This window comes from Pseudomonas putida (genome assembly GCF_026625125.1).
Classification (GTDB): domain Bacteria; phylum Pseudomonadota; class Gammaproteobacteria; order Pseudomonadales; family Pseudomonadaceae; genus Aquipseudomonas; species Aquipseudomonas putida_X.
The window spans coordinates 5384261-5409834 of the sequence record NZ_CP113097.1; the positions used below are offsets into that span (position 1 = coordinate 5384261).

A 25574-nucleotide genomic window follows, 5' to 3' on the forward strand; every position below is an offset into this window, starting at 1 on the left:
ACAGGTTATCCTGTGGGCAGTAATGGAGGCTGCACATGCAAATCTACAAAGTCGGCGGCGCCGTGCGCGACCGCCTGCTCGGGCTCCCCGTCAGTGACATCGATTGGCTGGTCGTGGGTACCAGCGTCGAAGAAATGCACGCCAAGGGCTTTCGCCCAGTCGGCGCTGATTTCCCGGTTTTCCTGCACCCCAAGACGGGCGAGGAATATGCCTTGGCGCGCACAGAGCGCAAGAGCGGGCGCGGCTATGGCGGTTTTACCTTCCATGCCAGCCCCGAGGTGACCCTTGAGGAAGACCTGATCCGGCGTGACCTCACCATCAACGCCATGGCCGAGGATGATCAGGGACAGGTGCTGGACCCCTTTAACGGCCAAGCCGATCTTGAGCAGCGCATTTTACGCCACGTGTCTCCGGCATTCGCCGAAGACCCCTTGCGCGTGCTGCGTGTTGCCCGCTTCGCCGCACGCTATGCCCCGTTGGGGTTCAGGGTCGCCGATGAAACACTGGAGCTGATGAAGCAGATCGCGAGTTCTGGCGAACTGCAGGCGCTCACGGCTGAACGCAGCTGGAAAGAGATCGAGCGCGCGCTGATGGAAGACGAGCCACAGGTGTTCATCAACGTGCTGCGCGACTGCACAGCCCTTGAACGACTGATGCCTGAGCTTGAGGGAGGTGCGGCTTCGCTGGCTGCCTTGACGCAAGCAGCCAAACACCATCAGCCACTGCATATTCGCTGGGCCTGCCTGCTGCATGACCTGAGCACAACTGCAATCAAGGCACTGAACCAACGCTTCAAGGCGCCGCGTGAATGCCAGGAGATGGCCATGCTGGTGAGCGAATGCGCCAGTCTCGGCCACAAGGCCTTGGAGCTCGACCCTGAAGCGATGTTGGCGCTACTTCAGAAGTTCGACGTGTATCGGCGGCCACAGCGCTTCGAGGATTTCATTGCCGTGTGCCAGATGGTTGCACACGCGAACGCAGAGGCTTATCCACAGGCGGATTACCTGCGCGCCGCGGCAGCGGCGGCCAGAGCGGTAGAAGCGAAGCCGCTGGTAGAAGCAGGGCTGACCGGGCAGGCATTGGGAGAGGCGCTGAGGCACAAGCGCCTGGAGGCACTGAAAGCCTACAAGACCACGGCCGTAAACTGATCGCTCAGTGGCTCGTACTTACCCACGTAGGGTCAGTACGAGCCGCGAAGCACCCGGGCTCAGGCGCTGGTAAGCTGCAAACCGCGCCATTCAAAGGCAACCGGCGCCAGCACCTGGTCGATATTGGCTTCCTGCCACAACCGGGCCATGCTTTTACCCTCTCCCGGGTGTACCAGCTCGGGCGCCAGCAGCGCCAATGGCCATAGCACGAAAGCGTTCTTCAGAATCTCGGCCCTGGGCAATACCAGCCCATCGAATGTGCCATGCAGATCGTCATACATCAGCACGTCGATATCCAGCGGCAGGCCCTTGCGGTCGGGCGCGTAGCGGCCATTGTCAGCCTCGATGAACTTGAGCCGGCGGTCCAGCTCCATCAACCCAAGGTCTGTCTTGCCCGTCACCACGAAGTTGATGAATGGACCGCTCTTGATCCCCACCGGCTGGCTTTCGAACGCCGGAGAACAACGCAGGTCGCAGAGGATCGCCGCCAATGCATCGAGCCCGGCGCACAGGTGCGCATGGCGGTCGATGTTGCTGCCCAGGCCCAGGTAAACCGTGCTCAGAGACATCCGCGCTCGATCTCCACACCAACACCGCCACGGGCCGCAGGCACCGCGCCCGGCTTGGTCAGCTTGAGCCGCACCCAAGGGATGTGGAACTCTGCCATCAGGACCGCGACCAGCCGCTCGGCGAACGTCTCGACCAGCTCGAAACGCGCCTGCTCGGCAAACGCCTGGATACGCGCCGAAACACTGGCATAGTCCAGCGCCAGGTTCAGATCATCGCCAGCCGCTGCCGGGCGATTGTCCCAGGCGAAACTCAGGTCCAGGCGCAGGCACTGGCGAATATCCCGTTCCCAGTCATAGGCACCGATGACGGTATCGACTTCCAGGCCTTCGATGAACACTCTGTCCAAGCACTTCTCTCCACAGCACGACAAGGGCGACTGGCGCCGTTAGAATCAGGGCGTCCTCGCCCGGAATAGTTAGCATGTTTTGGTTACTGGCGCTGCTCGCCTACCTGCTCGGCTCGCTGTCCTTCGCCATCGTCCTAAGCCGCCTCTCGGGCAGCCCGGACCCGCGCTCCTGCGGCTCTGGCAATGCCGGCGCCACCAACATGCTACGCCTGGCGGGCCGCAAAATGGCGATCCTGACCCTGCTTGGCGACCTGTGCAAGGGCTTGCTGCCCGTCATGCTGGCACGCCTGGCCGGGCTCGACCTGCAAGAGCAGGCCTGGGTAGGCGTCTGCGCGGTGCTCGGCCACCTGTTCCCAGTGTACTTCCGCTTCCAGGGTGGCAAGGGTGTGGCCACGGCGGCCGGCATGCTCATGGGCCTGTATTTCCCCGCCGCACTACTGGCCATCGCCGCCTGGCTGCTGACGTTCTACCTCACCCGCACCAGCTCACTGGCCGCGCTGATCGCCACACCACTGACCCTGCCACTGCTGGCCTGGCGCGAGCCAGCGGCCCTGCTGCCGATCAGCGTACTGACCGTGATGATCGTCTGGCGCCACCGCAATAACCTGCGCGACCTGCTAGCCGGGCGCGAACGCCACTTCTGACGCACACGCAAGCGGTTTACAACGGTGGCAACTGCTCCATCGGCCAGCGTGCCTGCACGCTGATCGCCAGGTCCTGCTGCTGCCCGGCCAGCAACCGCTGGCAACCGGCGTAGGCGATCATTGCGCCGTTGTCGGTACAGAACTGGGGACGGGCGTAGTACACGTTGCCTTTGATACTGCCGAGCATGTCCTCCAGGGACGCACGCAATGCCTTGTTGGCGCTCACGCCACCGGCGATCACCAGGCGCTTGAGGCCGGTCTGCTTGAGTGCGCGCTTGCACTTGATGGTCAGAGTCTCCACCACCGCCTGCTGGAACGCCAGGGACACGTCGCAACGGGTTTGCTCGTTGTCGTCGCCAGCATCGCGGCACTGCTGCCAGGTGTTCAGGGCGAACGTCTTGAGGCCACTGAAACTGAAGGCCAGGCCCGGACGGTCGGTCATCGGCCGCGGGAACACAAAACGCCCCGCCACGCCGCGCTCGGCCAGGCGAGCGATTTCCGGGCCACCTGGGTAATTGAGGCCGATCAGCTTGGCAGTCTTGTCGAACGCTTCGCCAGCAGCGTCATCCAGGCTCTCGCCCAGCAACTCGTATTGGCCGATGCCATCGACCCGAACCAGCTGGGTATGCCCCCCGGACACCAACAAAGCGACGAACGGAAACTGCGGAGGGTTCTCCTCAAGCATGGGCGCCAACAGATGGCCTTCCATATGGTGCACGCCGATCGCCGGGATATCCCATGCGAACGCCAGCGCCTGGGCACAGGAGGCCCCCACCAGCAGCGCTCCGACCAGGCCAGGGCCTGCGGTGTAGGCGATGGCGTCGATCTCGGTAGCCACGCAGCCCGCCTCGTCCAGCACCTGGCGGATCAGGGGCAGCATGCGCTTGACGTGGTCGCGCGAGGCAAGCTCGGGTACCACCCCACCAAACACGCGGTGCAGGTCGATCTGGCTGAACAGCGCATCGGCCAACAAACCGCGCTCGCTGTCGTATAATGCGACGCCGGTTTCGTCGCAGGATGTTTCCAATCCCAGTACTAGCATGGGCTCGTCCCTTGTGGGGGCTGATTTCGAAGCCGCGCATGATAGTCCCCGTGCCGGGTGCCGACCAGCGGTTTTCGATCAGAGGCTTTGCATTCCGGCTTGCTAAGGGTTAACATCCGCAACCCTTGAAAACCGACGTTCTCCAGCACACCTTTGTTTTGCCAGGAGCACGTCTACCCCGGTAATGAATTAAGGTAGCCCTGGATGCCAGCCGTCAAAGTTAAAGAGAACGAACCCTTCGACGTAGCTCTGCGTCGTTTCAAGCGCTCCTGCGAAAAAGCCGGTGTACTGGCTGAAGTTCGTAGCCGCGAGTTTTACGAGAAGCCGACCGCCGAGCGTAAGCGTAAAGCAGCTGCTGCTGTTAAGCGTCACGCCAAGAAAGTTCAGCGCGAACAGCGCCGCGCCGTTCGTCTGTACTAATACAGTACAGCCGTTCTACGCAAAGCTTCTGCCCTGCCCGGCTCACCGCCGGGCCGATGGCAGCGGTTTGTTTCAACCTTGAGCAGCTAGCTCAAGGCGCCCATCGCAACTTGCAATGGGCAAAGCGCATTACAACGTCAGAGCTGGTTCCGACCAGTCGTGCACGTCCTCACTGACGAGCCCCTGGTTGACCTGGAGGCTACCGACGAGCACACACTCCCTCGCACATCCCCTAGCAGCTCTTGCCCCAAACGGCGCGCTAGCGATTAGACTTGCCAGTTGCCAGATGACGAGACTGCCATGGCCGGGCTGATTCCCCAAAGCTTCATAGACGACCTGATCAACCGCCTCGACATCGTCGACGTGGTGAGTTCGCGCGTCCAGCTGAAAAAGACCGGCAAGAACTACTCCGCCTGCTGCCCGTTCCACAAAGAGAAAACCCCCTCCTTCACGGTGAGCCCGGACAAGCAGTTCTACTACTGCTTCGGTTGCGGCGCTGGCGGCAACGCCCTGGGGTTCGTCATGGACCACGACAACCTGGACTTCCCCCAGGCGGTCGAGGAGCTGGCCCGTGCCGCAGGCATGGAAGTACCCCGCGAGGAAGGCCGGCGCGGTCAAAAGCCGCGACAGCCAACAGACTCCCCGCTCTACCCGCTGCTGGATGCCGCCTCGGAATTCTACCGCCAGGCCCTGCGCAGCCACCCCACCCGCAAGGCAGCAGTGGATTACCTCAAGGGTCGCGGCCTGTCGGGGGAAATCGCCCGCGACTTCGGCCTGGGGTTCGCGCCACCTGGCTGGGACAACCTGCTCAAGCACCTGGGCGCCGACACCCTGCAACAGAAGGTGATGATCGACGCCGGCCTGCTGATCGAAAACGCCGAAAGCGGCAAACGCTACGACCGCTTCCGCGACCGGGTGATGTTCCCGATACGCGACAGCCGCGGGCGCATCATCGCCTTTGGCGGCCGCGTTCTGGGCGACGACAAACCCAAGTATCTCAACTCCCCGGAGACCCCGGTATTCCATAAGGGCCAGGAACTTTACGGGCTGTACGAGGCGCGCAAGCACAACCGCAACCTGGACGAGATCATCGTCGTCGAAGGCTACATGGATGTCATCGCCCTGGCCCAGCAAGGCCTGCGCAACGCCGTAGCCACACTCGGCACCGCCACCAGCGAAGAACACCTCAAGCGCCTGTTTCGCGTGGTGCCCAGCGTGCTGTTCTGCTTCGACGGCGACCAGGCCGGGCGCAAGGCCGCCTGGCGCGCCCTGGAGTCGACCCTCTCGGCACTGCAGGACGGGCGCCGCGCGCGCTTCCTGTTCCTGCCCGAAGGCGAAGACCCGGACAGCCTGGTGCGCGCAGAAGGCACCGATGCCTTCATGGCACGCATCAACCAGCACGCCCAGCCGCTGGCCGACTATTTCTTCGAGCAACTGAGCGTCGAGGCCGATCCGCGCTCGCTTGAAGGCAAGGCGCACATGGCCACCCTCGCTGCACCGTTGATCGAAAAAATCCCAGGCGCCAACCTGCGTCAGTTGATGCGCAACCGCCTGAAGGAAATCACCGGCCTCGACCCTCAACAGGTCGAGCAGTTGGCCCAGCAGGCGCCTGCCAGCAACAGCGTGCCGGACTACGACCGGGGCTACGACTACGATGCCATGGCCAGCTACACCCCCGACTATGGCGACATGCCGCAGCACGACTACGCCCCGGCGCAGCAGGAGCAGCAGTGGAAGCCAAACAAGGGGGGCGGCAAGAAGCCGTGGAGTGACAAGCCCTGGGACAAGAACCGCAAAGGAGGCAAGCCGTGGCAGCAGCGCGATGACGCCCCGCCACGCACCCCAGCACCAGTGGAGCCCCCGACCCTTGCGGCCTTGCGCACACTGCTGCACCACCCGCTGCTGGCCGGCAAAGTCGAGGACGCCAGCCATTTTGCCGACGAAGAGCACCTCTACAGCCAGCTGCTGGTGGCGCTGATCGAGGCCGCGCAAAAAAATCCTGGGCTAAGCTCAATGCAGCTGATCGCACGCTGGCACGGCACCGAACAGGGCCGTTTGCTGCGAGCCTTGGCGGAAAAGGAATGGCTGATCGTAGCCGACAACCTTGAACAACAGTTTTTCGACACTATAACTAGCTTGTCCGCCCGCCAACGCGAGCGCAGCCTGGAACATCTGCTCAGGAAAGCACGTCAAAGCGAGTTGAGCAGCGAGGAAAAATCTCAGCTTCTCGCCCTGCTGAGCCGGAATGTTCCCGCACAAACGCCGACCTCATCTGGCGCGTGAGGCCCATGCTCGGGTATAATCCTCGGCTTGTTTTTTGCCCGCCAAGACCTTCAGTGGATAGGGTGTTATGTCCGGAAAAGCGCAACAGCAGTCTCGTATCAAAGAGTTGATCACCCGCGGTCGTGAGCAGGGCTACCTGACTTACGCGGAGGTCAACGACCACCTGCCTGAGGATATTTCAGATCCTGAACAGGTGGAAGACATCATCCGCATGATCAACGACATGGGGATCAACGTATTCGAGAGTGCTCCGGATGCGGATGCCCTTCTGTTGGCGGAAGCCGACACCGACGAAGCCGCGGCCGAAGAAGCCGCTGCTGCGTTGGCGGCCGTTGAAACCGATATCGGCCGCACGACCGACCCGGTGCGCATGTATATGCGCGAAATGGGTACCGTCGAGCTCCTGACCCGCGAAGGCGAAATCGAAATCGCCAAGCGTATCGAGGAAGGCATCCGTGAAGTGATGGGCGCTATCGCCCACTTCCCGGGCACTGTTGACTACATCCTCAGTGAATACGATCGCGTGACCACCGAAGGTGGCCGTCTGTCCGACGTTCTCAGCGGTTACATCGACCCTGACGACAATATCGCCGCGCCGACCGAAGAAGTGCCGATCCCTGGCGCCAAGGCCGCAGCCGCGAAGGAAGAGGCCGACGACGAGGAAGAAAGCGACGACAGCAGTGACGATGAGGAAGAGACCGAAAGCGGTCCGGACCCCGTCGTTGCCGCCCAGCGTTTCGGCGCGGTATCGGATCAGCTCGCCATCACCCTCAAGGTGCTGAAAAAGCATGGCCGCAGCCACGCCGAGAGCATCGGCGCAATGCAGGCCCTGGCCGATCTGTTCATGCCGATCAAGCTGGTGCCCAAGCAGTTCGACGTACTGGTCGAGCGCGTTCGTGATGCCCTGGCCCGTCTGCGTCAGCAAGAGCGTGCCATCATGCAACTGTGCGTCCGTGATGCGCGCATGCCGCGTGCCGACTTCCTGCGCCTGTTCCCGAGCAACGAGACCGACCAGACCTGGAGCGGTGACCTGGCCAAGCGCAACACCAAATGGGCTGCTGCCCTGGGTGAAAAGGACGCCGCCATCGTTGCCTGCCAGCAAAAGTTGATCGACCTTGAGACCGAGACCGGCCTGACCGTTGCCGAGATCAAGGACATCAACCGCCGCATGTCCATCGGTGAGGCCAAGGCCCGCCGCGCCAAGAAAGAAATGGTCGAGGCGAACCTGCGCCTGGTGATCTCCATCGCCAAGAAGTACACCAACCGCGGCCTGCAGTTCCTCGACCTGATTCAGGAAGGCAACATCGGCCTGATGAAGGCGGTGGACAAGTTCGAATACCGTCGTGGTTACAAGTTCTCGACCTACGCCACCTGGTGGATTCGTCAGGCGATTACCCGCTCGATCGCCGACCAGGCACGCACCATCCGTATCCCGGTGCACATGATCGAGACGATCAACAAGCTCAACCGTATTTCCCGGCAGATGCTGCAGGAAATGGGTCGCGAACCGACCCCGGAAGAGCTCGGTGAGCGCATGGAGATGCCTGAGGACAAGATCCGCAAGGTCCTGAAGATCGCCAAAGAGCCGATCTCCATGGAAACCCCGATCGGTGACGATGAAGATTCGCACCTGGGCGACTTCATCGAGGACTCGACCATGCAGTCCCCGATCGACGTGGCCACGGTCGAAAGCCTCAAGGAAGCGACCCGTGACGTGCTTTCAGGCCTGACCGCACGCGAAGCCAAGGTGCTGCGCATGCGTTTCGGTATCGACATGAACACCGACCACACCCTCGAAGAAGTGGGTAAGCAGTTCGACGTGACCCGTGAACGGATCCGTCAGATCGAAGCGAAAGCGTTGCGCAAATTGCGCCACCCTACGCGCAGCGAGCACCTGCGATCCTTCCTCGACGAGTGATGACGAACCCCGGCCCAGGCCGGGGTTTTTCTTATGTGACAAAAGGTCGTGGCAAGTAGCTATCCTTCGGGGTGAATGCCCGTCTACACTCGAATTCAGACCACCTGAATACGAGGCTGCCATGCCGCCAATGCCGGCCATTCTGTTGCTGCTCCTGATCCTGTGGAACACAACGGCCGGCGCCCTGACCCTGACAGACGAGGAAAAAACCTGGCTCACTGCCCACCCGCAGTTGAAGCTAGGCGTCGACGCCTCCTGGCCACCGTTCGAATTTCGTGACCAGGAAGGCCGGTACCAGGGATTGGCCGCCGATTACATCGCCATGCTTCAGGAACGCCTGGGCGTGGCATTCAAACCGGTCGAACCCAGCACCTGGACCGAGGTGCTTCAACAGGCGCGCGAAAGCCGCATCGACCTTTTACCCGGCGTCATGTCAACTCCCGAACGCCAGGGCTATCTGGCCTTCACCCGCCCTTATCTGGATTTCCCCATCGTCATCCTGGCCCATGAAGGCGGCCAGCAACCCCGCACACTGAAAGACCTTTACGGCCTGAAAATCGCCGTGGTGGAAAATTACGCTCCACATGAGCTGCTGCGTACCCACCATCCCGATCTCAACCTGGTCGCCATGCCCAATGTAAGCTCGACCTTGCAAGCACTGGCCACCGATGAGGTGGATGCCGTGGTCGGCGACCTCGCCTCGAGCATCTGGAGCCTGCGCCAGCTTAAACTGGACGGCCTTTATGTCAGCGGCGAAACACCCTACCGCTATCAGCTGGCCATGGCCGCACCGCGTGACAAGAAGGTCTTGGTCGGCATCCTCGACAAGGTCATGGCCGACATGTCGAGTGACGAGATCAGGCAGATTCAGCAACGCTGGGTCGGCAATGTGGTCGATCAACGCTCGTTCTGGCACGACATGCTCATGTACGGCCTGCCCGCCGTGCTTTTGCTGATCGCCATTCTGGCCGTGGTGATCCGCATCAACCGCCGCCTCAGCTCGGAAATATCCAGGCGCATCGCCCTGGAACAGGAACTGCGCAGCAGCGAGTACCACTACCGTGGGCTGATCGAAAGCCTCTCAGCTATCGCCTGGGAAGCTGACGCCAATGACTTCACCTATAGCTACGTCTCACCCCATGCCGAAGACCTGCTTGGCTACCCCTTGCACGAATGGCTCAAACCGGGTTTCTGGCGCAGCATCCTGCACCCGGAGGATGCACTCTGGGCTCAGGCCTACTGCGAAAGTGAAACCGCAGCCGGGCGCGACCATAGCCTCGATTACAGGGTAATGCGTGCCGATGGCCACTCACTCTGGGTGCGCAATATCGTCAGCATGATCGAGCATGGCCACCGGCCTGTGATGCGCGGGCTTATGATCGACATCAGTGAAACCAAGCGCACCGAAGACGCCCTGCGCCTTTCGGAGCAGAAGTTCGCTTCGGTCTTCCAGCAATGCCCCGACATCCTGTTGATTGCACGCCACAGTGATGGGTGCCTGCTGGAGGTCAACGAAGCTTTCGAAGAGCAGATCGGCCTGACCCCAGGCCAAGTCGTTGGCCGCACCGCCACAGAGCTGAACTTGTGGGGTACGCAAGGTGCCGGGCCACTGCTGCTCGAACGCTTGCACCAAGGCGGCATCCGCAACCTGGAAATGAGCTTCCGGCGCAGCAACGGCCAATTGTTCACCGGCCTGACCTCTGCCGAAACCTTCGAGCTCGATGGCACCTTGGCCTTCGTCGTCGCGGTGCGCGACATCAGCCAGCTGAAGGAAACCCAGCAGCAACTGCAAACCTCCGAAGAGAAATTTGCCAAAGCCTTCCACGCCTCCCCGGATGGCCTGCTGCTGTCGCGCCAGAGCGATGGCCTGCTGATGGAGGTCAACGAGGGTTTCTGCCGGCTGACCGGCTACGACCTGGACCCTGCCCTTGACCAGACGTCCTTCGACCTGGGCATCTGGGTCGACCTCAACGAACGCAAACGCTTGATCACTCAACTCGCCCGTGATGGTTTCGTGCGCGATTTCAGCTGCCATATCCGCCGCAGCGACGGGCAAATCCGCCTGTGCGAACTGTCCGCACGGCCACTGCCGATTGCCGGCGTCGACTGCATGCTGACCATGGCCCGCGACATCACCGAGCGCCACCTGATGCAGGAAAAACTGCAACTTGCCGCCACCGTCTTCGAAAACACCGCCGAAGGCGTTCTGATCACCGATATCGACCAGCGCATCAGCGCGGTAAACCGTGCGTTCAGCGAAATCACCGGCTACAACGAGACGGAAGCCCTGGGCCAGACCCCGCGCCTGCTCGCCTCCGGCCAGCACGACAGCGCCTTTTACGCGGCCATGTGGCATCAGCTCACAGCAGAAGGCCATTGGCAGGGCGAGATCTACAACAAACGCAAAAATGGCGAGCTTTACCCGGGCTGGTTGACCATCAGCGCCGTGCGCAACAGCGACCGCGAGATCACGCATTTTGTCGCCGTATTCGCCGATATCTCAAGCCTCAAGCATGCCCAGGCCAAGCTCGATTACCAGGCCCACCACGACCCGCTCACTGGCCTGCCCAACCGCGCGCTGTTCGAGAACCGCCTGCAGGCCGTGCTCACCTGCCCGCAAGCATCCAACCGCCAGGGCGCGGTGCTGTTCCTTGACCTTGATCGCTTCAAGCACATCAACGACAGCCTTGGCCATCCGGTCGGCGACCTGCTGCTCAAGGGCATCGCCCAGCGCCTCAAAGAGCAAGTGCGCGACGTCGATACCGTGGCGCGCCTGGGTGGCGACGAATTCATCATCCTGCTGCCGGGCCTGCACAAACCCAGTGATGCCAGCGCCATCGCCAACAAACTGCTGTCCTGCTTCAGCGCGCCCTTCCAGGCCGGCGAACACGAGTTTTTCACCAGTGCCAGTATCGGCATCAGCCTCTACCCTCAGGACGGCACCGACGTCGCCACGCTGATCCGCAACGCCGACGCCGCCATGTACCGCTCCAAAGCCAAAGGCCGCAACCGTGTCGAAGCCTACACCCGCGACCTCACAGCCCAGGCCAGCGAACGTATTGCCCTGGAGCACGAGCTGCGCCGGGCCATAGAGCGCAACGAGATGAGCCTGTGCTACCAGCCCAAGTTCAGCCTCAAGACCCAGACCTTGGTGGGCGCCGAAGCGTTGATCCGCTGGAGCCACCCCACCTTCGGCGAAGTGCCGCCAGAGCACTTCATCCACCTCGCCGAAGAGAACGGCACCATCCTGCAGCTCGGCGACTGGGTGCTGGAGCAGGCCTGCCGGCAGATGCACCAGTGGAAGAAGCACTACCAAGCCTTTGGCCCGCTGTCGATCAACCTCGCAGGTGCGCAGCTGCGCCACCATGGCCTGGCCAAGCGCATCGAGCAGTTGCTCAAGACCTACCAACTGAAGGCGGGCGACCTGCAGCTGGAAATTACCGAGAACTTCATCATGAGCCAGGCCGAAGAAGCCCTGGCCGTGCTCCACCAGCTAAAGCAGCTGGGTGTGCAACTGGCAATCGATGATTTCGGCACCGGTTATTCATCCTTGAGCTACCTCAAGCGCCTGCCACTCGACATCCTCAAGATCGACAAGTCGTTCATCCGCGGTTTGCCGGACGACCCGCACGATGCAGCCATCGCGCGCGCCATCATCGCACTGGGGCGCAGCATGCAGTTGACCATCATCGCTGAAGGGGTGGAGAACCAGGCGCAGCAACGATTCCTGGCCGCAGAGGGCTGTGAACAGATCCAAGGCTATATCGTCAGCCTGCCGCTGCCACCCGATGATTTCGCAGCGACGTTTCTTCGCATAGCACTAACCGATCTTTCGGATGGCACGCTTTCGAAACCCTCGTTATAATCCGGGCACTTACTGAGGGCCTATAGCTCAGTTGGTTAGAGCAGAGGACTCATAATCCTTTGGTCCACGGTTCGAGTCCGTGTGGGCCCACCACCTTCAAAGCCGCGCACTGCGCGGCTTTTTTTCACCAGCAGTAACACCGTTCACTTGGAACTGGCCCTGCTCAGCCACCTGCTCACTGTGGCGATTCACGAATGGGGTCTGGGCCTCAGCTTCCACCCGATATTGAACATCCGCAAACCGGGCCCAGGCAAAGGCCGCGACCGGCGCTTGTCTGCAGAAGAAGCAGGCCGAGTAATCCAGGCTAAAAAGACAACCAGTCCGCTGCTCAATAATTGACGTAGCGTAGGTGCCTGTTCAAGCCCCGCCCCCTGCAGCTAAACCCAAGCCAAATGTATCGAGTACCGCTATACGATCATGGGGATGTGGTTATCCGCCCGCCTACTGCCTACAGGCTCAGTTGCCGTACGATCTTGGTCATCAATCCACAGATCACCCAGCTGTTTACATCCTGGCGAAATGAGCTGGGCGGCGAATACAACCCTAAATACAGGAACTGGATTTTCTCCCCTCAATCTCAGGAAGAAGTACTGATACGCCTGCAAGAGCTGGAGCGACAACCCTGACCAGGTGCGCTGATCACGCCAAACAACCTGGCTTGAGCAATAGACAATGAGCCGAATAGCCAGCATTATCAGCTCAAACCATGAGCCGAATAAGCTCGCTAATCGGCTCACACACTGAGCAAGCCCATGAATGACCCCTTCTGGATCTGGCAGCAGCCCGACTGGCCAATCTTCACCTGGCAAACCGAACCGCTTGCCCCACTGCTGCGCGCCTGCACTCAGGCCCAGGGACGCTTGCTCGGCATGCTCGGCGCTGTTGGTAGTGATACCGAGGCGCAGAGCAGCCTGGATGCCCTGCTACAGAACATTGTCACCTCATCAGCTATCGAGGGTGAGCAGCTGAATGTCGGCTCGGTACGCTCCTCCCTGGCAAGGCGTTTGGGCATCAGCGATGAAGGCCGAGTCAGCATGCGCTCCGAAGGCCTGGCGGAGTTGCTGCTCGATGCTACCAGCGCACACCAGCAGCCGCTTGACCAACAGAGGTTATATCGCTGGCACTGCTGGCTGTTCCCTAGTGAAGACAACCTGCTGGGTCCCCGGTTACGGGTTGGCACGCTACGCGGCGAAGAGCCTATGCAGGTTGTTTCTGGCCGGCTCGACCGCCCTACCGTGCATTTTGAAGCCCCTCCGCGCGCGGGGTTAGAAGAACAGCTCGCAGATTTCCTTGCCTGGTTCGGGAGCAGCCACAACGATGCCGGTCTCGACCCGTTACTACGCGCCGGCATTGCCCATTTCTGGTTCGTCACCCTACACCCATTCGATGACGGCAACGGCCGCCTTACCCGCGCCATTACAGATATGGCACTGGCCCAGGGCGAGCAGCAGGCTATCCGCTTTTACGCCATGTCGGCGAGTATCCTCGACGACCGCGCTGGCTATTACCGCATCCTCGAAGCGAGCCAGAAAGGCAGCCTAGAAATCACAGCATGGTTGCAGTGGTTTCTAGGCACGTTACTCAAGAGCCTGGAGCAAGCCCTTACCCGCATAGACCGGGTACTGGCCAAGGCACGCTTTTGGCAGGCACATCGCACAGACTCGCTCCTGCCCGAACAAATCAAAGTACTCAATCGACTGCTCGAAGGCGGGGAGAAGGGCTTCGAGGCCGGTATAAGCGCTGCACAGTACCAGTCCGTGGCGCAGGTCTCCAAGGCCACCGCCACTCGGCATTTAAGCGACCTATTAGAGAAAGGCTGCCTAAGGCGCCTACCCGGCGGAGGCCGCAGTACCCGCTATCAGATCAACCAGCCCGGCAGTCGCTTCTCTGGCATTGACACCGAGTAAACCAGGACCAACACCGACATCATCCAGAAACGCTGGAGCCTGTGCGACGTACTGCGCGAAGATGGCATCACGCGCTCAAGCATCCCGCCGTCGCGGCATGTGCCGCTGGCGCGGGTTGTAGAAGGTGCTATCGGAAGGAATGTCTTGAGTCACCAGAGACATGGCCCCGATGATTACGTTGTCGCCGATGCTGATCTGGTCAGCAATGATGCAGCTATTGGCACCGAGGCTGACGTTTTCGCCTATGCACAGCGAGTAATGGTCCAGGCCAAGGGTCTTGATGCCGACCGAGCAATTCTGCCGTATCAAAAAATTACGCCCGATGCTTACGTTGCCAGTGATCACCACACCTGGCAGATGGGCGATACGAAGGCCAGGGCCTATTTGCGCACCGATGTCGATATCCACGGCGTACTTGAGGTTGAGCCGCTGCTGCATGCCGCGGGCATATCGCCTGCTCAGGCCGCCGCGACCATCGAGGTACTGCGCCAGGCGATAGGCAAAAAGAAAGCGCAGCTTGTTGTCCTTGCGCGCTCGACGCAGCACGTTGCACAACAGGCTGATACGGCGTCCGGGCTTTTTCTTGTTGGAGACCTCCTGTCGCCAGCATTCCAGCAAGGTTTCGAAATTCACGACGTGGGCCCACTTGAATCAGCTACCCATGATGCCGCAATCAAGCCAGCCACGCATCAGCACTTTGTCTTGCCCTGGTCACTACAGCCTGGCTAGGCTTGCAAGCCCACTGTAGAGACTCGCCATGTCGAATCCCCGCCAAATCGCCCTCGATGACATCGATCACCAACTGATCGCCCTGCTGCAGATCAATGCCCGCGAAAGCGTTGCCACCCTTGCCCGCCACCTGGGTATCGCTCGCACCACCGTCAATTCGCGCCTGGCGCGCCTGGAGAAGGGCAAAGTCATCACCGGATATGGCGTACGCCTGGGCCAGCGCCTGGCCGATGGTGGCTTGCAAGCCTATGTCGGGATCAAGGTGCAACCGCGCTCCGGCAAGGAGGTCGTGCGCCGCCTGGCTGCCATGGGGCAAGTGCAGCAATTGTGCGCGGTCAGCGGCGAGTTCGATTACGTAGCCTGGCTGCGCAGCGACTCGCCAGAACAACTGGACCAGTTGCTGGACCAGATTGGCAGCGTAGAAGGCGTGGAGAAGACCACCACCTCGATCATCCTCAGCAGCAAAGTGGACCGTGGCCAGCCCGTCTAAATGGCTGAGGTACAGGTGCCAAACATCAATCGTCAAAAGTATTGATAAGCCTGTCGTTATGACAAATAAAACGCCAATACGACGACGCTTTGCATCTTAATTACGAACACCCGTCGCCCTAAAATGACCACCAGGCATCTCCTATACTCAGGCTCCGCCCCTGCGCAGCCGCTCTGGCAAGGTCACTGCAATGAACAAGAAAAACCGCCACCCGGCCGACGGCAAGAAACCCATCACCATCTTCGGCCCGGACTTCCCGTTCGGCTTCGACGAGTGGCTGGAACACCCGGCTGGGCTGGGCAGCATTCCGGCTGATCGCCACGGGGAGGAAGTCGCTATCGTCGGTGCCGGCATCGCAGGCCTGGTGGCGGCCTACGAGCTGATGAAGCTGGGGCTCAAGCCTGTGGTGTATGAGGCCTCGAAGATGGGTGGCCGACTGCGCTCGCAGGCCTTCAACGGCACCGACGGAATCATCGCCGAGCTCGGGGGCATGCGCTTTCCAGTGTCCTCCACCGCCTTCTACCACTATGTCGACAAGCTGGGCCTGGAAACCAAGCCCTTCCCCAACCCACTGACTCCGGCATCCGGCAGCACGGTGATCGACCTGGAAGGCCAGACCTACTACGCCGAAACAGTCAGCGATTTGCCCAAACTGTTCCATGAAGTGGCCGATGCCTGGGCCGACGCGCTGGAAAGCGGCGCGCAGTTCGCCGATATCCAGCAGGCGATCCGCGATCGCGATGTTCCGCGCCTCAAAGCATTGTGGAACAAGCTGGTACCGCTGTGGGACGACCGCACCTTCTACGACTTCGTCGCAACCTCGCGCTCGTTCGCCCAACTGAGCTTCCAGCACCGCGAGGTGTTCGGCCAGGTCGGCTTCGGCACAGGTGGATGGGACTCGGACTTCCCCAACTCGATGCTGGAAATCTTCCGGGTGGTGATGACCAACTGCGACGACCACCAGCACCTGATCGTCGGCGGGGTGGAGCAGGTACCACAGGGCATCTGGCGCCATGTACCGCAGCGCTGCGCCCACTGGCCCGAGGGCACCAGCCTGAGCGCGCTGCATGGCGGCGCACCGCGTACTGGGGTAAAACGCATTGCCCGCGCAGCCGACGGGCGCCTCGCCGTCACCGACAACTGGGGCGACACTCGCCATTACGGCGCCGTGCTCGCCACCTGCCAGAGCTGGTTGCTGACCACCCAGATCGATTGTGAAGAATCGCTGTTCTCGCAAAAGATGTGGATGGCCCTGGACCGCACCCGTTACATGCAGTCGTCGAAGACCTTCGTCATGGTCGATCGGCCGTTCTGGAAGGACAAAGACCCGCAAACCGGCCGCGACCTGATGAGCATGACCCTCACTGATCGGCTCACCCGCGGCACCTACCTGTTCGATAACGGCGACGACAAGCCGGGTGTGATCTGCCTGTCCTACGCCTGGATGAGCGACGCCCTGAAGATGCTCCCGCACCCCGTGGAAAAACGCGTGCAGCTGGCCTTGGATGCACTGAAGAAGATCTACCCCAAGACCGATATCGCCGGGCATATCATCGGCGACCCGATCACCATTTCCTGGGAGGCCGACCCGCACTTCCTCGGTGCCTTCAAGGGCGCACTGCCCGGCCACTACCGCTACAACCAACGGATGTACGCGCACTTCATGCAGCAGGACATGCCCATCGAGCAACGCGGGATATTCATCGCCGGCGACGACGTATCGTGGACCCCGGCCTGGGTCGAAGGGGCGGTGCAGACGTCGCTCAATGCGGTGTGGGGTATCATGAACCACTTCGGTGGCCAGACCCATCCGGACAATCCAGGCCCGGGCGATGTGTTCGATGAAATCGGGCCAATCGCCCTGGCAGACTGAGACAAGGAGGCAGCATGCGCATCGCTCTGTTCCAGGGTGCACCCAACCCGCTGGATGTGCCCGGCAACCTGCAACGGCTGCGCCACCAGGCGCACTTGGCGGCCGAGCGTGGCGCACAGTTGCTGGTGTGTCCGGAGATGTTGCTGAGCGGCTACAACATCGGGTTGGCACAGGTAGAGCGCCTGGCGCAGGCCAATGATGGCCCAGCGGCCATGGAGGTGGTGGAGATCGCCCAGGCGCATCGCATCGCCGTCGTCTATGGCTACCCCGAGCGCACTGACGATGGCGCGATCTACAACAGCGTGCAACTGATCGACGCTCATGGCCGTAGCCTGTGCAACTACCGCAAGACGCACCTGTTCGGTGAGCTGGACCGAGGCATGTTCAGTGCGGGCGCCGACCACTTTCCGGTGGTCGAGCTGGAAGGCTGGAAGGTCGGGCTGCTGATCTGCTACGACATCGAGTTCCCGGAAAATGCCCGGCGCCTGGCGCTGGACGGCGCTGAGCTGATCCTGGTGCCGACCGCGAACATGGCACCGTATGATTTTGTCTGTCAGGTAACCGTGCGCTCCCGGGCACAGGAAAACCAGTGCTACCTGGTGTATGCCAACTATTGCGGGGCCGAGGGCGAAATCCAGTACTGCGGCCAGAGCAGCATCATCGCGCCGGATGGCAGCGTGCTGGCCATGGCCGGCCGGGAGGAGTGCCAGTTGCTGGCGGACTTGGCGCAAGAGCAGGTGGTGCAGGGACGTAAAGCATTTCCTTACCTCACCGATCTGCGCCAGGAGTTGCATCTGCGGCGAGGCTGAGAGGGCCAACAAATTTGTTAGCATGTGTGCCTGACCCGGAGCCCCCATGCCTGATGCCACTCGCCACCTCACCTTAGCCAACGGCCTGCAGCTCACCCTGCGCCATGCCCCGCGGCTCAAGCGCTCGGCTGCGGCGCTGAAGGTCCACGCGGGCAGCCACGATGCCCCGGCAAAATGGCCAGGGCTGGCGCACTTTCTCGAACACCTGTTCTTCCTTGGCACCCCCCGCTTTGCGCTGGATGACGGCCTGATGCGCTACGTCCAGACCCTCGGCGGGCAGGTCAACGCCAGCACCCGCGAACGCACCACGGATTTCTTCTTTGAAGTGCCGCCCGCAGCCTTGGCCGGCGGGCTGCACCGCCTTTGCCAGATGCTCGCCGAACCAGACCTGGGTCGCGAGCGCCAGCGCCGCGAGCGTGAAGTGATCCATGCCGAATTCATCGCGTGGTCGCGCAACCCGCAGGCACAGCAGCGCTTGGCCCTTCTGCAGTCAGTGTCGGCTGGCCATCCGCTAGGCGGTTTTCATGCAGGCAACCGGTATACCTTGGCGTTGCAGGACCCCGCCTTTCAGCGAGCGCTCACAGATTTCCATCAGCGCTATTACCAAGGCGGCCAGATCACCTTGAGCCTGTGTGGGCCGCAACCGCTGGATGAGCTCGAACAGCTTGGCAGGCATTACGCCGGTGCGTTTGCGTGCGGCGAACGCAGGCCACAAACACCGCCACCGGCTCTGTCGAGCACCAGCACTGGCCTGGTATTCACCCATGAAAACCTGCCCCCTGGTGCCGAACGGGCATTGGAGCTGCTGATTGCCGGCTTGAACGACAGCAGGCCGGGCACCTGGCTGTATGCATTACGCCAGCGCGGCTGGCTGCGAGCGTTCAAGGCTGAAATGCTGTATGCCTTCGCCGGGCAGATGCTCTGGCACATCGAGCTCGAACTCAGCAAAGACGCCTGTGCAGAAGAAGCTCACGCCCTGCTGCACGGATGGTTCGGCTTTATCGGGCAGTGCGATCCGGCGCACCTGAACGCCGAATTCGGCCTTTTGCAACAGAGCCGCGAACGCAACGCCAGCCCCCTCGATCTGGCCCGCCGCGACAGCGCAGGCCAGCCATTGGCGGCACTTGATGCACAAGCACTCTGCGCATTTCAGGCACTGCTCGAAGGCCTGCCATCGCGCAAGCATGGCCAATGGCAGTTGCCAGCCGCCGAACCCTTGCTGCTTCCCGGCTTGCCCCCCACGCAATTGCCGCAATTGCCTGCAGCGCTGACGGTCAATCAGCAACTGCCAGCGGCGCGCCAGTACGGGGCAGTTCATCTGCGCTGGCAAGTGCCTTCGGCCCTGCGCCAGCGCCTCTATGCTGTGCTGGAACGCGCCCTGCAGCCGCTACAGGCACGCTGCGAGCGTGCCGCTGTGCAACTGCAGTTCAGTGCCGCAGGCGAGTATTGGCAGCTGCGTTGCACTGGCCTGCCCACAGCGGTCATAAAAGCCGTCGAACTCGCCATCGCGTGTTTGCGTTCGCCCGCTGCTGACTGGGATCCGCCTACACAACAGCCCCCCTTGCTGATCCCGATCAGGGCCCTGCTCAACCAACTGCCAGAGGCACTCACAGGCGCAGTACCAACGCCCGAGCCAACCAGGGCGATCAATCAACAGGCACTCGATGATGCATGGCAGCACAGCCGGTGGCATGGCCTGGCGGTAGGGTTCGATACATCTGCCCTGCAAGCCCTGAGCGCAGCCTTGCAAGGCTGCCCCGGACAGTTCGGCATGCCCGTACCGCCGCCCGCCTGGCACGGCCGGCGTTGGCACCACGCCAAGGTGCCGGGCAGCGAGCCCGCACTGCTGTTGTTCTGCCCCGTGCCTGCGCACCAGCAGGCCTGCGGCCGGCTTCTCGCCCAGTTGCTGCAGGGGCCTGTGTACCAAAAGTTACGTGTGGAATTGCAGCTGGGTTACGCCGTATTCAGTACCTTTCGTCAGGTGGAGGGCATCGGCGGGCTGCTGTTCGGCGTGCAATCACCCCACGCCACCCACGCTGAGATCCTCGGTCACCTGCTCACCCTTCTGCGCCAGGGGGTACGCCTGGACGCAGCTGCACGCCAGAGGTTGGCGGAACAGTTCGACGAGCCAGCCATGGCCAACGCGGACCTTGCCGATTGGGCATGGCAGACACACTTGGCTACACTACCCGGCGATCTCCCCGCATTAAGCGCGGCTATCCTGAAGACGCAACAAGCACATCTGGACGATTTGCTGGGCGGCCTGCTCGCAGCCGAATCACCCTCGCTCTGCCTGGCCAATGGGCCTGCGCCAGAGGGGGCCTGGCACTGACCCGGAATCCATTGTTACGTATACCGCAAGGGCGCTTTTCGAAGAATTAACCTTTCGGTACATGATTTTCTTGTAAGATAACGCTATCTCAGCCGCCGGAACCTTCGGCGCGAGGCGACGCCAAACAAATAGCTGAACCCTCTACCCTGACCCGGAAGGAGCAAAAACCATGTGGACCAAACCTGCATACACTGACCTGCGTATCGGCTTCGAAGTGACCATGTACTTCGCCAGCCGCTAAGCATTGCCTGCGTCTCAACGCCTCGGCCAGCCGGGGCGTTGTCGTTTTTCAGGCTACGGTTCTTCGCACAGTTCGGATAGAGAGCAACCATGTACATCCAGATTCTCGGTTCCGCCGCCGGCGGCGGTTTTCCGCAGTGGAACTGCAACTGCGTCAACTGCAAGGGCTATCGCGATGGCAGCCTGCGCGCCACGGCACGTACCCAGTCGTCGATAGCCCTGTCCGACGACGGTGTTCACTGGATACTGTGCAACGCCTCACCCGACATCCGTGCCCAGCTGCAGGCGTTCGCGCCGATGCAGCCGGCCCGTGGCCTGCGCGACACCGGCATCAACGCCATCGTCCTGCTCGACAGCCAGATCGACCACACCACTGGCCTGCTCAGTCTGCGCGAAGGCTGCCCGCATCAGGTCTGGTGCACCGACATGGTCCATCAGGACCTCACCACCGGCTTCCCGCTGTTCAACATGCTCAGCCACTGGAACGGTGGCCTGCAGTGGAACCGTATCGAGCTCGAGGGCAGCTTCGTCATCCCGGCCTGCCCTCGTCTCAAGTTCACCCCCTTCCCGCTGCGCAGCGCCGCACCGCCTTACTCCCCGCACCGCTTCGACCCCCACCCGGGCGACAACCTGGGGCTGCTGGTGGAAGACACTCGCACCGGCGGCAAGCTGTTCTACGCGCCCGGCCTGGGCCAGGTCGACGACAAACTGCTGGCGATGATGCGTGACGCTGACTGCCTGCTGGTCGACGGCACGCTGTGGGAGGATGATGAAATGCAGCGCCGCGGGGTCGGTACCCGTACTGGCCGCGAAATGGGCCACCTGGCGCAGAATGGTCCCGGCGGCATGCTCGAGGTGCTGGACGGCTTCCCAAGCCAGCGCAAGGTACTTATCCACATCAACAACACCAACCCGATTCTGGACGAAGACTCCCCCGAACGCGCCGAGGTCCAGCGCCGAGGGGTAGAAGTCGCCTTCGACGGCATGAGCATCGAGTTGTAAGGAGGCCCGATGAGCGAAGCACTGCCACTGTCGCCTGCCGAATTCGAGCAGGCTCTGCGCGCCAAGGGCGCCTACTACCATATTCATCACCCCTACCACGTGGCGATGTACGAAGGGCGCGCTAGCCGCGAACAGATTCAGGGCTGGGTGGCCAACCGCTTCTACTACCAGGTGAACATCCCGATGAAGGATGCCGCGATCCTGGCCAACTGCCCGGACCGTGAAGTGCGCCGTGAGTGGATCCAGCGCTTGCTCGACCACGACGGCGCCCCGGGCGAAGACGGTGGTATCGAAGCCTGGCTGCGCCTGGGTCAGGCTGTGGGGCTCGACCCCGACCAGCTGCGCTCCCAAGAGCTGGTGCTGCCAGGTGTGCGCTTCGCCGTCGACGCGTACGTGAACTTCGCCCGCCGTGCCAGCTGGCAGGAAGCGGCCAGCAGCTCGCTGACCGAACTGTTCGCCCCGCAGATCCATCAGTCGCGCCTGGACAGCTGGCCGCAACACTACCCGTGGATCGATCCTGCCGGCTACGAGTACTTCCGCACCCGCCTGGGCCAGGCCCGGCGCGATGTCGAACACGGCCTGACGATCACCTTGCAGCACTACACCACCCGGGCGGCCCAGGAGCGTATGCTGGAAATCCTGCAGTTCAAGCTGGATATTCTCTGGAGCATGCTCGATGCCATGAGCATGGCCTATGAGCTGCACCGCCCGCCGTATCACACCGTCACCCAGCAACGGGTATGGCACAAGGGGATTGCCCTATGAGTTTCGACCGCAAACAAGTGCCGAACTGGCGCCCCGGTTATCGTTTCCAGTACGAACCGGCGCAGAAAGGCCATGTGCTGCTCTACCCTGAGGGCATGATCAAGCTCAATGACAGCGCCTCCCTCATTGGTGGCCTGATCGACGGCAAACGTGACGTGAACGCGATCATCACCGAGCTCGAACAGCAATTTCCTGGTGTGCCCGAAGTCGCTGATGACATCGAGCAATTCATGGAGGTGGCCCGTGGCGAACACTGGATCACCCTCGCCTGAGGTACCGGTCGGCCTGCCGCTGTGGCTGCTGGCCGAACTGACCTATCGCTGCCCGCTGCAGTGCCCGTACTGCTCGAACCCGCTCGACTTCGCCGCACAGGGTAAGGAGCTGACGACCGCGCAGTGGTTCAAGGTAATGGCCGAAGCCCGTGAAATGGGCGCTGCGCAGATCGGTTTTTCCGGTGGCGAACCGCTGGTGCGCCAGGACCTCGCCGAACTGATCGGCGAAGCGCGCCGGTTGGGTTACTACACCAACCTGATCACCTCCGGCATCGGCCTGACCGAGGCCCGTATCGCCAACTTCAAGGAAGCCGGTCTGGACCACATCCAGATCAGTTTCCAGGCCAGCGACGAACAGGTGAACAACCTGCTGGCGGGGTCGAAAAAGGCCTTCGCACAAAAACTGGAGATGGCCCGTGCGGTGAAAGCCCATGGTTATCCGATGGTGCTCAACTTCGTCACCCACCGGCACAACATCGACAAGATCGACCGCATCATCGAGTTGTGCGTGGCGCTGGAGGCCGATTTCGTCGAGCTTGCCACCTGCCAGTTCTATGGCTGGGCGCACCTCAACCGTTTGGGCCTGTTGCCGACCCGTGAGCAACTTGAACGCGCTGAACGGATCACCAACGAGTACCGTGCGAAGCTCAAGGCCGAAGGCAACCCGTGCAAGCTGATCTTCGTCACGCCGGACTACTACGAGGAACGCCCCAAGGCCTGCATGAATGGCTGGGGCAGCCTGTTTCTGACCATCACGCCGGACGGCACTGCCCTGCCCTGTCATGGCGCCCGTCAGCTACCGGTGCAGTTCCCAAATGTTCGTGATCACGACCTCAAGCACATCTGGTACGACTCGTTCGGCTTCAACCGTTTCCGTGGTTATGACTGGATGCCCGAACCCTGCCGTTCGTGCGACGAGAAAGAAAAGGACTTCGGCGGCTGCCGCTGCCAGGCCTTCATGCTCACCGGCGACGCCAGCAACGCCGACCCGGTGTGCGCCAAGTCGGCCGACCACGGCATCATCCTCAAAGCCCGCGAGGAGGCAGAAACAGCCGACCTTGCCATTGAACAGATGACCTTCCGCAATGATCGAAACTCCCGTGTCATCGCCCGCGGCTGAATTCAGTGCGGCCCAGGCGGTTGCCGCCGGCACCGACTTCACGGAACTCAAAGTCACTGCCGACGGGTTGTTCTGGATCGAATTCCGCCCGGCCGATGGTGCTTGCCGCATCTGGCACTGGCTTTACCACCAGGCACGCTGCCTGACCCCGGATGGCTTCAGCGTGCGCAGCCGGGTATACGAGTATGGCGGTGGCAGCTTCTGCCTGGGTGGCGACGGGCTGGTGTTCGTCAACGAAAAGGATCAACAGGTCTACACCCAGCCACTGGACGACCTGCCACCGCGCGCGCTGACTCAGGATGCCAGCTGCCGCTACGGCGATGTGCAGTGGCACGCTGGCCAGGTGCTGGCCGTCGAGGAGCGGCATGCCGAGCAGGTAGAGCATCGCCTGGTGGCGCTGGATGAATGCAGCCGCGAGGTGCTGGCCGAAGGCGCCGATTTCTATGCCTCACCCACGGTGAGTGCCGATGGCCAACGCCTGGCATGGGTCGAATGGGACCGCCCGGCACAGCCTTGGACCGTCACCCGGCTGATGTGTCGCACCCGGGATGCCAGCGGCCACTGGGGCCCGGTGCAGTGTGTAGCTGCTGCTGACGAATCGTTGCAACAGCCGCGCTTCGATGCCGAAGGCCGTCTGTACTGCCTGTCCGACCGCAACGGCTTCTGGCAGCCCTGGGGTGAGGTCGAGGGCCACTGGCAGGCGTTGCCTGCCGCGCTTGCGGACCACGCTGCCGCGCCTTGGCAGCTTGGCACCTGTACCTGGCTGGCGCTGGGGCCGCAAAGCTACCTGGCCAGCTGGTTCAAAGACGGCTTCGGGCAATTGGGGCTGCGGGCTGAGGATGGCCACATGGCGCGTTACGCCAGTGCCTACACACGCTTTCGCAGCCTGGCCATGGACAGCGAGCACCTGTATGCCATCGCCGCCTCGCCCATCAGCTCGCCGGCTGTGATTGCCATTGACCGCCGCCACCACGAGGTGCGCGTACTGGCCGGTGGTGCCGAAATCCTGCCGGCAGAACAGGTCAGCCTGCCGCAGTCCTTCCACTATGGCAGTGACGAGGAACAGGCCCATGGCTTCTTCTACCCGCCATCGCAGTCGCAGGGCGCCGCACCGCTGGTGGTGTTCATACATGGCGGGCCGACCTCAGCCTGCTATCCCGTGCTGGACCCACGCATCCAGTACTGGACCCAACGCGGCTTTGCCGTGGCCGACCTGAACTACCGGGGCAGCACCGGCTATGGCCGGGAATACCGCCAGGCACTGCACCTGCGGTGGGGTGAGAGCGATGTGGCCGATGCTTGCGCGGCGGTCGAATACCTGGCCGCTCAGGGCTTGGTCGACAAGCACAAGGCGTTCATCCGCGGCGGCAGCGCGGGGGGCTATACCACGCTGTGCGCCTTGGCGTTCCATAACGTGTTCCGCGCCGGCGCCAGCCTCTATGGGGTCAGCGACCCGCTAGCCCTGGGCCGTGCCACGCACAAGTTCGAAGGGGATTACCTGGACTGGCTGATCGGCGACCCGCAGCAGGATGCCGAACGCTATCGCCAACGCACCCCACTGCTGCATGCCGAGCAGATCAACGTGCCGGTGATTTTCTTTCAGGGTGAACTGGATGCTGTGGTGGTGCCGGAGCAGACGCGCTCGATGCTTGAGGCGTTAAAGGCCAATGGCATCGAAGCCGTGGGGCACTTCTATGCGGACGAACGACATGGCTTTCGGAAGGCCGAAAACCTTGCACATGCCCTCGAAGAGGAATGGCGATTCTATTGCCGGGTGCTAGCCCGATGAAACCTGGGGC

General features: G+C 62.0%; 21 protein-coding genes, 1 tRNA gene and 1 pseudogene. 19 read left to right on the top strand and 4 right to left on the bottom strand.

Features of this window, described 5'->3' with window-relative positions:
* The first annotated feature begins 35 nt into the window (after window positions 1-35).
* A complete protein-coding gene (locus OSW16_RS24855) occupies window positions 36-1148 on the top strand; it encodes a multifunctional CCA addition/repair protein (RefSeq protein WP_267819223.1) in 1113 nt (370 codons plus the stop codon).
* Between the two features lie 59 nt (window positions 1149-1207).
* On the opposite strand, the gene folK is transcribed toward OSW16_RS24855, so the two are convergent.
* Window positions 1208-1717, bottom strand: coding sequence for a 2-amino-4-hydroxy-6-hydroxymethyldihydropteridine diphosphokinase (gene folK / locus OSW16_RS24860; protein WP_241807062.1), 510 nt, complete (start codon window positions 1715-1717; stop codon window positions 1208-1210).
* Window positions 1708-2064 (bottom strand): dihydroneopterin aldolase, encoded by a 357-nt coding sequence (gene folB, locus OSW16_RS24865; protein WP_241807061.1) that lies wholly within the window; start codon window positions 2062-2064, stop codon window positions 1708-1710. Before folB ends, folK begins: the two co-directional genes overlap by 10 nt.
* Before the next feature lie 74 nt (window positions 2065-2138).
* Between folB and plsY the strand changes: the two genes are divergently transcribed.
* Window positions 2139-2708 (top strand): glycerol-3-phosphate 1-O-acyltransferase PlsY, encoded by a 570-nt coding sequence (gene plsY, locus OSW16_RS24870; protein ID WP_267819226.1) that lies wholly within the window; start codon window positions 2139-2141, stop codon window positions 2706-2708.
* A 16-nt stretch (window positions 2709-2724) separates the two neighbouring features.
* Here plsY and tsaD read toward each other — a convergent pair whose 3' ends face one another.
* Window positions 2725-3750 (bottom strand): tRNA (adenosine(37)-N6)-threonylcarbamoyltransferase complex transferase subunit TsaD, encoded by a 1026-nt coding sequence (gene tsaD / locus OSW16_RS24875; protein ID WP_241807059.1) that lies wholly within the window; start codon window positions 3748-3750, stop codon window positions 2725-2727.
* A 204-nt stretch (window positions 3751-3954) separates the two neighbouring features.
* On the opposite strand from tsaD, the gene rpsU reads away from it, so the two are divergent.
* The 7 genes and pseudogenes from rpsU (at window position 3955) to OSW16_RS24910 (ending at window position 14143) form a co-directional block, all read left to right on the top strand.
* Window positions 3955-4170, top strand: coding sequence for a 30S ribosomal protein S21 (gene rpsU / locus OSW16_RS24880; protein WP_003255575.1), 216 nt, complete (start codon window positions 3955-3957; stop codon window positions 4168-4170).
* A 300-nt stretch (window positions 4171-4470) separates the two neighbouring features.
* The gene (dnaG, locus tag OSW16_RS24885; RefSeq protein ID WP_267819228.1) at window positions 4471-6453 is read left to right on the top strand and encodes a DNA primase; all 1983 of its coding nucleotides are present in this window, start codon (window positions 4471-4473) and stop codon (window positions 6451-6453) included.
* A 67-nt stretch (window positions 6454-6520) separates the two neighbouring features.
* Complete coding sequence (rpoD, locus tag OSW16_RS24890; RefSeq protein ID WP_241807057.1) at window positions 6521-8371, top strand: RNA polymerase sigma factor RpoD; 1851 nt, start codon at window positions 6521-6523, stop codon at window positions 8369-8371.
* A gap of 121 nt (window positions 8372-8492) precedes the next feature.
* On the top strand, window positions 8493-12236 hold the full coding sequence (locus OSW16_RS24895; RefSeq protein WP_267819231.1) for a bifunctional diguanylate cyclase/phosphodiesterase: 3744 nt from the start codon (window positions 8493-8495) through the stop codon (window positions 12234-12236).
* Window positions 12237-12252: 16 nt separating this feature from the next.
* Window positions 12253-12329, top strand: a tRNA-Ile gene (locus OSW16_RS24900).
* Between the two features lie 33 nt (window positions 12330-12362).
* Window positions 12363-12566, top strand: a pseudogene (locus OSW16_RS24905) (site-specific integrase); the annotation flags it as partial.
* Between the two features lie 422 nt (window positions 12567-12988).
* Window positions 12989-14143: a Fic family protein gene (locus OSW16_RS24910; RefSeq protein ID WP_267819233.1), complete on the top strand. Its 1155-nt coding sequence runs from the start codon at window positions 12989-12991 to the stop codon at window positions 14141-14143.
* A gap of 75 nt (window positions 14144-14218) precedes the next feature.
* On the opposite strand, the gene OSW16_RS24915 is transcribed toward OSW16_RS24910, so the two are convergent.
* Window positions 14219-14776 carry a serine acetyltransferase gene (locus OSW16_RS24915; protein ID WP_267819235.1) on the bottom strand — a complete coding sequence of 186 codons (558 nt, stop codon included), beginning with the start codon at window positions 14774-14776 and terminating at the stop codon, window positions 14219-14221.
* Between the two features lie 124 nt (window positions 14777-14900).
* Between OSW16_RS24915 and OSW16_RS24920 the strand changes: the two genes are divergently transcribed.
* From OSW16_RS24920 to OSW16_RS24965, 10 genes are all read left to right on the top strand, one after another.
* Window positions 14901-15362, top strand: a complete 462-nt coding sequence (locus OSW16_RS24920; protein WP_012316578.1) for an Lrp/AsnC family transcriptional regulator — start codon at window positions 14901-14903, stop codon at window positions 15360-15362.
* Window positions 15363-15552: 190 nt separating this feature from the next.
* Complete coding sequence (locus OSW16_RS24925; RefSeq protein WP_267819238.1) at window positions 15553-17235, top strand: flavin monoamine oxidase family protein; 1683 nt, start codon at window positions 15553-15555, stop codon at window positions 17233-17235.
* Between the two features lie 14 nt (window positions 17236-17249).
* Entirely contained in the window at window positions 17250-18044 is a 795-nt protein-coding gene (locus OSW16_RS24930; protein ID WP_267819240.1) for a carbon-nitrogen hydrolase family protein, read from the top strand.
* Between the two features lie 46 nt (window positions 18045-18090).
* On the top strand, window positions 18091-20376 hold the full coding sequence (pqqF, locus tag OSW16_RS24935; RefSeq protein ID WP_267819242.1) for a pyrroloquinoline quinone biosynthesis protein PqqF: 2286 nt from the start codon (window positions 18091-18093) through the stop codon (window positions 20374-20376).
* Between the two features lie 169 nt (window positions 20377-20545).
* Window positions 20546-20617 carry a pyrroloquinoline quinone precursor peptide PqqA gene (gene pqqA / locus OSW16_RS24940; RefSeq protein WP_008365141.1) on the top strand — a complete coding sequence of 24 codons (72 nt, stop codon included), beginning with the start codon at window positions 20546-20548 and terminating at the stop codon, window positions 20615-20617.
* Window positions 20618-20706: 89 nt separating this feature from the next.
* Window positions 20707-21618 (top strand): pyrroloquinoline quinone biosynthesis protein PqqB, encoded by a 912-nt coding sequence (pqqB, locus tag OSW16_RS24945; RefSeq protein ID WP_267819244.1) that lies wholly within the window; start codon window positions 20707-20709, stop codon window positions 21616-21618.
* 9 nt (window positions 21619-21627) lie between these two features.
* Window positions 21628-22383: a pyrroloquinoline-quinone synthase PqqC gene (gene pqqC / locus OSW16_RS24950; protein ID WP_267819247.1), complete on the top strand. Its 756-nt coding sequence runs from the start codon at window positions 21628-21630 to the stop codon at window positions 22381-22383.
* Window positions 22380-22655, top strand: coding sequence for a pyrroloquinoline quinone biosynthesis peptide chaperone PqqD (gene pqqD / locus OSW16_RS24955; RefSeq protein WP_012316584.1), 276 nt, complete (start codon window positions 22380-22382; stop codon window positions 22653-22655). The genes pqqC and pqqD overlap by 4 nt, the downstream gene beginning before the upstream one ends.
* The gene (pqqE, locus tag OSW16_RS24960; RefSeq protein WP_267819249.1) at window positions 22627-23775 is read left to right on the top strand and encodes a pyrroloquinoline quinone biosynthesis protein PqqE; all 1149 of its coding nucleotides are present in this window, start codon (window positions 22627-22629) and stop codon (window positions 23773-23775) included. Before pqqD ends, pqqE begins: the two co-directional genes overlap by 29 nt.
* A complete protein-coding gene (locus OSW16_RS24965; RefSeq protein ID WP_267819251.1) occupies window positions 23741-25564 on the top strand; it encodes an alpha/beta hydrolase family protein in 1824 nt (607 codons plus the stop codon). The genes pqqE and OSW16_RS24965 overlap by 35 nt, the downstream gene beginning before the upstream one ends.
* Window positions 25565-25574: the final 10 nt, after the last annotated feature.

What these genes read in the sequence shown, in the direction of transcription:
- OSW16_RS24855 (WP_267819223.1), top strand. Translation starts at nt 36, where the DNA reads ATGCAAATCTACAAAGTCGGCGGCGCCGTGCGCGACCGCCTGCTCGGG.
- folK (WP_241807062.1), bottom strand. Translation starts at nt 1,717, where the DNA reads ATGTCTCTGAGCACGGTTTACCTGGGCCTGGGCAGCAACATCGACCGC.
- plsY (WP_267819226.1), top strand. Translation starts at nt 2,139, where the DNA reads ATGTTTTGGTTACTGGCGCTGCTCGCCTACCTGCTCGGCTCGCTGTCC.
- tsaD (WP_241807059.1), bottom strand. Translation starts at nt 3,750, where the DNA reads ATGCTAGTACTGGGATTGGAAACATCCTGCGACGAAACCGGCGTCGCA.
- rpsU (WP_003255575.1), top strand. Translation starts at nt 3,955, where the DNA reads ATGCCAGCCGTCAAAGTTAAAGAGAACGAACCCTTCGACGTAGCTCTG.
- dnaG (WP_267819228.1), top strand. Translation starts at nt 4,471, where the DNA reads ATGGCCGGGCTGATTCCCCAAAGCTTCATAGACGACCTGATCAACCGC.
- rpoD (WP_241807057.1), top strand. Translation starts at nt 6,521, where the DNA reads ATGTCCGGAAAAGCGCAACAGCAGTCTCGTATCAAAGAGTTGATCACC.
- OSW16_RS24895 (WP_267819231.1), top strand. Translation starts at nt 8,493, where the DNA reads ATGCCGCCAATGCCGGCCATTCTGTTGCTGCTCCTGATCCTGTGGAAC.
- OSW16_RS24910 (WP_267819233.1), top strand. Translation starts at nt 12,989, where the DNA reads ATGAATGACCCCTTCTGGATCTGGCAGCAGCCCGACTGGCCAATCTTC.
- OSW16_RS24920 (WP_012316578.1), top strand. Translation starts at nt 14,901, where the DNA reads ATGTCGAATCCCCGCCAAATCGCCCTCGATGACATCGATCACCAACTG.
- OSW16_RS24925 (WP_267819238.1), top strand. Translation starts at nt 15,553, where the DNA reads ATGAACAAGAAAAACCGCCACCCGGCCGACGGCAAGAAACCCATCACC.
- OSW16_RS24930 (WP_267819240.1), top strand. Translation starts at nt 17,250, where the DNA reads ATGCGCATCGCTCTGTTCCAGGGTGCACCCAACCCGCTGGATGTGCCC.
- pqqF (WP_267819242.1), top strand. Translation starts at nt 18,091, where the DNA reads ATGCCTGATGCCACTCGCCACCTCACCTTAGCCAACGGCCTGCAGCTC.
- pqqB (WP_267819244.1), top strand. Translation starts at nt 20,707, where the DNA reads ATGTACATCCAGATTCTCGGTTCCGCCGCCGGCGGCGGTTTTCCGCAG.
- pqqC (WP_267819247.1), top strand. Translation starts at nt 21,628, where the DNA reads ATGAGCGAAGCACTGCCACTGTCGCCTGCCGAATTCGAGCAGGCTCTG.
- pqqD (WP_012316584.1), top strand. Translation starts at nt 22,380, where the DNA reads ATGAGTTTCGACCGCAAACAAGTGCCGAACTGGCGCCCCGGTTATCGT.
- OSW16_RS24965 (WP_267819251.1), top strand. Translation starts at nt 23,741, where the DNA reads ATGATCGAAACTCCCGTGTCATCGCCCGCGGCTGAATTCAGTGCGGCC.